An 8,365-nucleotide genomic window follows, 5' to 3' on the forward strand; every position below is an offset into this window, starting at 1 on the left:
CCGGTCGTGGGCGTCGAATACCATCTCCTGCGTCTCCCGCGGATAGGCCCGCACGAACAGCATGCGGCTGTGGCACAGCCGGACATGAGCGACCTTCACGATCGCCGTCACGCCGTTGAGGAGAACGATCTCATGGCTCCAGTCGAACTGGTAGGCTTCGCCCGCCGCAAAGCTCAACGGAACATAGGCCGCCGCGGTCGATTGCCCGCGCTCCTTGCTCCAACGCCTGGCGTAACGCCGTACGGCATCGTAGCCGCCGTCATAGCCGCGTCCGCGCAACTCTTCGAAGATCCGGATCAGCGTCAGCTGTTCGCGAGCCGATTTGGCCGCGTTCGCCGCCAGCAGTTCATCAAGCTCCGCCGCCCAACGCCCGAGTTTGGGGCGCGGCTGGATCGAACGCTCATACTCGAACAAGGTCTTGCCCGACCTCAGCACCTTCCGGACCGTGTTCCGCGACACCTTCAGGTCACGGGCGATCTCCTTGATCGTCTTGCCCTTGATGAAGTGTTCGCGCCGTATCCGCGCAATCGTCTCCACGATCAGCATCCCCGACCACCTGCTTCATGACAAAGCAGGCAGCGCAACAGCCAACCTGTAGGGGGTCAATTTTGGACGCCGATCCCCCGGCTTACGGGGTCAATTTTGCATGCCGAATGACACCCACGCAGTCGTGCATCAGAATGCTATGGTGGGACGGCGAAGGCCGGAAGACGGATATTTGGAATAAAGTGCTGAATCGGAACGGGTAACGTAGGGTTGGCGCTGGATAAACGACAACTGGACAATTTTCCGATTACTGCATGCGGCGCTCGAGAATCCGATTACTGCATGCGGCGCTCGAGAAGATGCCGGTAGCCCTTCTCGGTCATCCAGCGCGCGCGGGCGAGATGGCTGTCGTGGATGCGCTTCGCTCGATCGGGATCGGCGTCAACGTCGAGACCGAACACGATCGCGGCCACCTCCCGCCAATCGGCCCCTTCCTCCGCCGCATCAAGGAGCCGAAGATAACTAGCAAGATGCGCTTCATCGTAGGAATTAACCCGATCGGTCAGCGGCGGACTGTCCTTGAAGGCGGGCTTGTTCATCGACGTATTTCCAAATTTCGGCGACTTAGCTTCAAATAGATGATCCGCATCGCTTGCAACAGGACTTATATTAGACAGCGGCTCCCGCCACAAAATCGGAATACCGCTATGCAGCGGATGCGACAACAGGACCAAACATCACAACCACTTTCCTGTCGGGTCTGATCCCTTCTATATCGAATAGGAACGATCATTCCTAGAACGATCGTTCCGACTCTGGCTCCGATGCGCCGTGGACCTGAAAGAGGTCATGGCGATCAACATGCGTCGGCTGCGCTATGACAGGAAGCTGACGCAAGAGGATCTGGCCGCGCGGTCTGGCTTGAGCATGCGTTATGTCGGCTCGGTCGAGCGCGGCGCCGTGTCAGCGAGCGTGAGCGTGTTGGGCAAGGTCGCGGAGGCGCTTGGCGTCGATCCCTGTGACCTGATCCGGCTACCGAAACGCTGACGGTCAGGGCGCTTCGATCCCGACCGCATTTCCACCCGCAGTGGCATCGGCGCTCGTAATTTCTGGTTAGAAATGATTGGCAAGTTTGTGTTTGGATCGCGAGCCGGGCGCAGCCCGGCGAGCGGCGGCCGCGCCGCCGATCGGGTTCACGGATCGGCATAAATTCGGTAGTCTTCGTTCGTTCGGAAACCGTGCGAGACGGCCTTGTGCCCGGCCGCGCCGTTGATCATGACGGCGCGGGCTTCTCTGCTTATGCGGCCTTCTCCAGCAAGGTCTTTGCCTTCCCCTCCAGTTCAAGCCGCGCATCCTGATGCGCCTTGATGCGAGCGTGGGCCGTCATGCCCGCGACAAAATCAAAGATCGACTCCGGCGGGCGGCCTTCCTCCTGCAAGACGGTCTCGATGATCTTGCCAGTCTCGGCCTTGCTGAACCCGCGCTTGCGCAGGAAGGTTTCGCGGTCGTCGTCGGTGCGGGCAACGATGCGCTCCCGCGCCGCCTTGATGCCGGCGATGAACGGCGCGGGCGAGGAATTGGCGAAGCTCGTCAGCGCGGGCGCGGCCTCATGTGCGAAACGCTGCGCGGCAAACTTGCTGTGCCGGATGCTGATTTCCTCGAAGTTCTCGCAACCCCAAAGGTTACGGTTCATGCACACCGCGCGCAGATAGAACGACGCGATGCCAAGTGTCTTGCTGCCTACTTCGCTGTTCCAGCAATAGAACCCACGAAAGAATAAATCAGGCTCGCCGTTCGGCAGGCGTCCCGCCTCGATGGGATGCGTATCGTCCACCAAGAACAGGAACACGTCGCGGTCGCTGGCGTAAAGCGTCGTGGTGTCCTTGGTGATCTCCACGAACGGATTATGAGTCATATTCTGCCAGTCCAGCATGCCGGGCACCTTCCACATGGTGTCACCCGTGCCGTTGCCCGCGATCCTCATCACGGCGGCGACAAGCTCATGGTCCCAGATGCGGCCATAGTCGGGGCCTGTCACGGCGCGCAACTCAATGCGGCCGTCTTCCGTTTCCAGCGTCTTCACAAGCTCGGCGCGATGCGACAGCAAGCCATGCTGTAGGTTGATGCCTGCGAGCGGCGCGGGAAGCTGGCGCATGTAGGTGGCGGGTGCGCCGACAAGGCTGCACCACTGCCCGAAACTCCAATGCGTCGGCGCAACGGGCTGCTCCTGTCCGGGAACGATGAGCGAAAGCCTTTCCGCATCCTCCCGGCTTGCCTCCACGCGCACGGCACGACTTTCCACGGTGCGGGCGTTGGCGCGATCCGCGCGGGTCTTCACTGCGTCGTAAAGCTCGGTGAGCGATAGATAACGCTCGGGACGCGAAAACCACTCCGACGACACGCGCCCGATGCGCTGCCCGCGCGAGATGTTCACCCGGAAACCGCTGTTCACGGCCTGCTGTGGTTGGCTGCTGCTGATGATGTTCATTGTCCTGTCCTTTCCCGTTTAATGCCGAAGGCATGTCCCCCGACATGCCTTCCGGGGACGCGTGAGCGCGCGGGGATGGAGGGGGCACATGCCGACGCGCGGGGCCGAGCCGCGAGACGAGCGGAGCGGATGACGATGTGATGTGTGGTCTGGTGAGCGACCGCTTTGCGAGGCCGCGGCCCTGCCTCGCAACAGGCGGCATTTGCGGGGAGCAAGGGGTAAGACCCCTTGGCTCCCCTCGACGATCGGCAAGGCTTCGGCCGCAGCCGATCAGGACAATGCGAGCGCAGCTCACCTTGTATCTTGCTTTTGCGCGGATATGAGCATGACGAAGCCCCGCTGGCGCGGGGCTTAGCCGGTGGCGGTTTCAGTCGGCGGCGCGGCGGCGCGACCAGATGAGCGCCAATTCCTCGCCTTCGCTCTCGACCAAGCTCGCATAGATCGGAGCCGGGAACGACGGATCGTCGAGCTTGACCGAGAGGTAGTCGTTGCCCTTGTCGGACTTCTTCTTCCAGGCCGCACCCAGCTCTACACCAGCCGCGATGACGCGGAAGTCCGGACCCTTCTCGTTCTCGCCCTCGGCGGCGACGAACTTCACCGACTTGACGTTGAGAGTGAGAGTCTTGACCGAGCCGCTGTAGCCGTTGTTCTCGGTGCGAGCGAAAGTGCCGATCGTAGCCATCACGTGGTTTCCTTCTGCTGTTCGGGCCGCGTCCATCGCGACCTCGATGGTGGTCGACGGACCGAGGACGATCGGCCTGCATCCTTGGGGCCGAAACAACGTGGAGGGCGGCCGGCGACAGCTTTTTTGAATCGCGATGCAAAGCCGAAGGCGGCGGAAAAAAGCTGGCGGCGGACGTTGCAGGTTCAAGATCGAGGCGACGTGCTTCGTCGCCGGTCTTCGGTCAGACCAAACCAATCGAGGACGCCCGTGGGAGCGGCTTGAAAAAGACAGTCAGAGGAAACCGCGACATGGCGACATCGATCGGATGCACGCTTTCACGCTTCGCACCGAACGGTGCTCCAGCGGCTCCATCAAGCAAACACCTGAACCTCAACGCCGATATGATGTGTCCTCAACGTCGTCGTCATCGACGACACGGAAGGAGTCGGACTCTCCGCCCTTCACTCGCGTCGCCATCGTGTTGGGCGCGGGAAGAACAGTTCCGCAAAGGTAGCGACTACCTCGCTACACAAGCCGCTGCGACGACTCGCTCCCGTCTCGATGTCGTGCGGGGCATGGTGGCTGACGGCGAGGATGGCTCGATCATGTGGATATCTGCCGCTGCGGTGCCGCTTGAGACTCTCCAACGCGATGCTCGCGCGAGCCGGGCGACCGACGAAATGTCCGCTGCCACCCTCTCTTGCGTCAGAAGGGATCGTGACCGAAGTGCGCGAAGGCCATGCGATAGAAGCATTGCGACCGATCCGGCGGAGATCGACTTCGTGCTCAACGACGGCTTTCCGATGCGCGCGCTCAACATTGTGAAGCTGCTGGCGTCGCGCATCCGGCCGGGCGGCATGGTGCTGACCGATGACGTTGGCGGCTTCCGGGGCTATTGCAAAGACTATCTCGTCTATTTGCGAGATCGCGCCAACGGCTTCGATTCCATGTTGATCCCGCTCATGGGCGGCACGGAATATTCGGTGCGCCGATAGCTTCGGCGTTCGACGAACCGACTTAGCCTTGCGAACCGGCGGACGTTGCCAGTCGCATCACGGCGGCCGCACCCACCAATGCGCCGCCTGCAAGGCAGAAAAGTTGCCGCCAGACCGACGAAGGAACGGCCTCGCCGGTCACGCCATGCACGAGCGCATACCCCGCGACGGCGGCAGGCGCGGCAAATATGAGTGCCAAGGCGATCCGCGGGAACGGCGCGCGCAACGTGCCGAACAGGAACGCCAGAATGCCGAACGATGCCGCGCCAGCGACAAGCCCGACGATTCCTGCTCCGAGCCAGCCGGCTCCGGTGCCATAGGCGAAGCGCGTCGCCGCGAGCGCCAGCGTGAACGGCAGCGCGTAGATCGCCAGCGTATAGGCGAGGACACACATCATGCCGATCAGCATGACGGTGACGACGATCATTGCGGTCATGCCGAGCCTCCCCGTTCGAGGAACACGATCCAGCGTGTCACGACGACACGCCGGATCGTTGTTTCATGTGATGATCATTCCGGCGCGCCGCGCGATTTTGGCGTAGGTGCCGAGACGATGTTCGGCCTTGAAATACAGGTCGCGCTCGACCGGCAGCTCGAGCTTGCCGTGCGCGTCCGCGATCTCGGAGAGCATGGCGTAGCCGAGTTCGGGACAGCCCATGCCGAGGTCACACAATCCGAACAACCTCACGTCAGACTCTTCGGGATAGGCTTCCGTCAGCAGCCATGTCGCCGCCGCGTCAGGCGTAAACAGCTTCACCACCGGAAACGGGTCGAAGCCGTCCTGTTCCTCGCTCGTGCGGCCATTTTCGATCATCTTGACCAACAGCTTGTCGGGGATCAGCGGTTCGGTGCGAGGAAAGCGCCGTGTCATGACACGCTCTCCCGTGCCGGTTCATTGGTCCGGTAGCAGACGCGGAAGGCTGCGATGGCCCCGGCCTGCCGCGCGAGCTTTCGGGCAAGCGCGTCGATCTCGCCGCGCCGCTCGAAACGGAGTGCCGCGAGGTTGTCTTGATAGTCGCGCTCATCCGCGCGGCTCCATTGCGAGGTCGCGCGGCCGAACTGCCGTGCCTTGATGCGATTTCTCGTGGTCATGCGCGCGGCGCGCGCGGCGATTTGCCGTCCGATGACGGCAATATGGCGCTCGGCCCGGCGTGTGCCCTCGCCATGCGGGCCAGCATGGCGCGCTGCTCTGCATCGATTCTCATGGTCGTGGTTCCTGCTGTCGTGCGGTCGAGTTCTCCGGCCGCGCCGATCAGGCGCGGCCGGAAAATTTCCTCGGGGCTGGGTCGAAAGACTGGCCGGAGCCGCGCGAGGCGGCTCCGGCCGTGGTGGTTCACTCGGCCGCTTCGTGGAAGGCTTCGCCTTCCTCGGCCGCACCGATGTTCTCGGCGGAAAGGTCCGCCGCCTCCGGCTCTGCCACGTCCGTCCGTGCGTCGACGTCAGCCTGCGGTTCGTCCGACCACGCGGGCTGCGCCGTCCGCAGAAGCGGCGGAAGCCAGCCAGTTCCGGCAAGAAGCTGCTCGGCGGCTTCCGCCATCGGCTGCTTCTTCATGCTGGCGATCCAATCCGCCGCCTCGTCGCTGACAGCTTCGCGCACGGCGGCGAGAATGTGCGCCTTGGTGACGCGACCGAAATAGGTCCGCGCCGTGGGTGCCCAATGCGCCGTCATGTCGAGAGCAACCGCCGTCGCCAACCTGTCGACCGTCTCATGCGCGCGCGGCTTGCGCTCCCAAGGCTGCTTCACCGCATTGACTGTCTGTGAAGCGCAATGCGCGAATAGCGCCATGACGCTCGCCTGATCCAGCCCGGCGATGAAGCCCCACAGGCCCGCCACGTCGCGCGGCATGTCCGCAGCCCATCCGGCATGACGATCCGCCAGCGCCTTCGCTGCCGCCGTGTCCTCGATGCCGTCCGCATGTCCGCCAAGGGGTGAACTGATGGGGCGGATGTCGAGGCAATGGGCGTCCACGCCGCGATAGAAGGCCTGCGCGGCAAAGGCATGCGTCACGGCGATCAAGGCCATGTCCGGCTGCTCGCCAAGGGCGAGCCGCAGGCCAAGGGTGCGATGCGCGGTCAGGTCGCGGACCAGAAGGTCCGACAGCGTCTTGCCGTCTTCGTCCGCTTCGTCGTCCTCGGCATCGAGCGCGGAAACATCGTTCCCGTCCTCGTCGTCCTCGATGATCTCGCCATCATCGTTGACGCGAACGCCGTCGATCACGTTGCCGTCTGCCACTTCCTCCGGCTTCTCGTCCTCGGCGCGGATGAAGCCGCGTTCAATCCGAGCTTCGCCGTCATGGGACAACATGACGAATATGCCTCCGCGCGCGGTGTCGTCGGGATCGTAGGCATGACGCAATGCGTCGATGCGCTCGATCTCGGCTTCAAGTTCTCCGATACGCTGATCGACATCGTCGGGAAGTTCCTCGGCGCTGTCATACTCTGACGACAGGCGGTCGTATTCCTCCTGCGCGGCGGTGTAGGCAGCGGTGTCATTCTCCGAAAGCTCCACCGGCTGCGGATAGGCACGGCGCAGGCCGTGGGCGTGGGGATAGTCGATATGGACCGAAACCCACTTCCAGCCTTCCCCCGCCTGAATGTCAGCGGCGATGCGTTCCAGCTTCTGGATGACAAGCCGGTGCAGTAGCGCGGCATCTTCATAGAAGCCGCCACGATCCTCCGTAAACAGGTCGCGAACGATGTTGCCGCCTGCTTCCATGTAGGCTTCCGCGCCGACGAAGATCGCGCGCCGATCCGTTGCCGGAATGTGCATCTTCATGAGGTCACGGCGGATGAAGGACGGATCGCGATTATAGGAGAGGTTCGCATGAACCTGCTCCTGCCGCGCATGATCCTCGGTGATGGCGAAGGCCATCAACTGATCGAGCGTCAAGCCGCCGTCGCGATAGACCTGCATCAGCTTCGGGCTGACAGCGCCAAGGCGAAGCCGCTGCTTCACCACATGCGCGGTCACGCCAAAGCGGGCGGCGATTTCCTCCGCTCCCCATCCGCGATGTTCCGCAAGCTCGCGGAATGCCCCGAACTGGTCGGCGGGATGGAGGTTCTCGCGCGTCACGTTCTCGTCAGGGCTGATCTCGGCCGCGTCGTTCACCGTGTCGATGACGCAGCGGATCGGATCGGTCTTCTTGATCTCCTTGCGCTTCACGCGGAGCAACTGAGCCAACCTGCGGCCTTCGCCAACGGCCACGAGATAGCAGCCGGTCGGCTGTCCCTCCGCGTCACGCTCCGGCTGCACCACAATGTTTTGCAGCATGCCCTTTGCAGCGATACTTGCCGCCTTCCCCTCGATAGACGCCTCGCTGTGCGGGGTCTTCCGGCGTTCTTCGGATGCTTCTTGAGCTTGTTGAGCGGAATGAAAACCGTCTCACCATTCGCCGCAACCGCTGCGGTGGTTTCCGGGCTGGTCGCAGCCGATGCAACGGTCTCCACTTCTCCAATGCTGCGAACGTCAACGTCCGTCACTTCCGCGACCGCCGCAACAGCGAGGGCCTTCGCCTTCTTCGATGTCCTAGCCATTGTTCCAATCCTTCTCTCGTTAATGCCGGAGGCATGTCCCCGACATGCCTCCGGGGGCGCGTGAGCGCTCGGCAGAGAGGGGGGCGGCTGCCGGCGAGCATGGCCGGGTTGCGCCGCGAGCGAGGCGGATCGGGATGATTGGACAGTGGAGAATGAGCGCCGCTTTGCGAGCACGCGGCCCTGCCATCGCGCAGGCGG

Annotated in this window: 8 protein-coding genes and 2 pseudogenes; 2 read left to right on the forward strand and 8 right to left on the reverse strand. The window is 63.1% G+C overall.

Annotated features, from left to right (window positions below; all coding sequences use genetic code 11):
* Both NB311A_RS22790 and NB311A_RS18500 read right to left on the reverse strand, forming a co-directional pair.
* Positions 1 to 546 (reverse strand): annotated as a pseudogene (locus tag NB311A_RS22790) (IS21 family transposase); the annotation flags it as partial.
* A gap of 275 nt (positions 547 to 821) precedes the next feature.
* Complete coding sequence (locus tag NB311A_RS18500; RefSeq protein ID WP_040676016.1) at positions 822 to 1,085, reverse strand: DNA -binding domain-containing protein; 264 nt, start codon at positions 1,083 to 1,085, stop codon at positions 822 to 824.
* Between the two features lie 232 nt (positions 1,086 to 1,317).
* Between NB311A_RS18500 and NB311A_RS18505 the strand changes: the two genes are divergently transcribed.
* Entirely contained in the window at positions 1,318 to 1,533 is a 216-nt protein-coding gene (locus tag NB311A_RS18505; RefSeq protein WP_009800225.1) for a helix-turn-helix domain-containing protein, read from the forward strand.
* Positions 1,534 to 1,783: 250 nt separating this feature from the next.
* Here the strand turns inward: NB311A_RS18505 and NB311A_RS18510 are convergent, their stop codons facing one another.
* Entirely contained in the window at positions 1,784 to 2,974 is a 1,191-nt protein-coding gene (locus NB311A_RS18510; RefSeq protein ID WP_009800227.1) for a hypothetical protein, read from the reverse strand.
* A 367-nt stretch (positions 2,975 to 3,341) separates the two neighbouring features.
* On the reverse strand, positions 3,342 to 3,656 hold the full coding sequence (locus tag NB311A_RS18515; protein ID WP_040676063.1) for a DUF736 domain-containing protein: 315 nt from the start codon (positions 3,654 to 3,656) through the stop codon (positions 3,342 to 3,344).
* 587 nt (positions 3,657 to 4,243) lie between these two features.
* Here NB311A_RS18515 and NB311A_RS18520 point away from each other — a divergent pair.
* Complete coding sequence (locus tag NB311A_RS18520) at positions 4,244 to 4,633, forward strand: hypothetical protein (protein WP_131522939.1); 390 nt, start codon at positions 4,244 to 4,246, stop codon at positions 4,631 to 4,633.
* Positions 4,634 to 4,655: 22 nt separating this feature from the next.
* Here the strand turns inward: NB311A_RS18520 and NB311A_RS18525 are convergent, their stop codons facing one another.
* The 4 genes and pseudogenes from NB311A_RS18525 to NB311A_RS18540 form a co-directional block, all read right to left on the reverse strand.
* Positions 4,656 to 5,069 (reverse strand): hypothetical protein, encoded by a 414-nt coding sequence (locus NB311A_RS18525; RefSeq protein ID WP_009800230.1) that lies wholly within the window; start codon positions 5,067 to 5,069, stop codon positions 4,656 to 4,658.
* A 63-nt stretch (positions 5,070 to 5,132) separates the two neighbouring features.
* Positions 5,133 to 5,504 carry a DUF2958 domain-containing protein gene (locus NB311A_RS18530; RefSeq protein WP_009800231.1) on the reverse strand — a complete coding sequence of 124 codons (372 nt, stop codon included), beginning with the start codon at positions 5,502 to 5,504 and terminating at the stop codon, positions 5,133 to 5,135.
* Positions 5,501 to 5,725, reverse strand: coding sequence for a hypothetical protein (locus tag NB311A_RS18535; RefSeq protein ID WP_009800232.1), 225 nt, complete (start codon positions 5,723 to 5,725; stop codon positions 5,501 to 5,503). Before NB311A_RS18535 ends, NB311A_RS18530 begins: the two co-directional genes overlap by 4 nt.
* Before the next feature lie 241 nt (positions 5,726 to 5,966).
* Positions 5,967 to 8,167: pseudogene (locus NB311A_RS18540) on the reverse strand (ParB/RepB/Spo0J family partition protein).
* Positions 8,168 to 8,365 lie beyond the last annotated feature (198 nt).

It is taken from the genome of Nitrobacter sp. Nb-311A, assembly GCF_000152905.1.
In the GTDB taxonomy this organism is placed as follows: Bacteria; Pseudomonadota; Alphaproteobacteria; order Rhizobiales; family Xanthobacteraceae; genus Nitrobacter.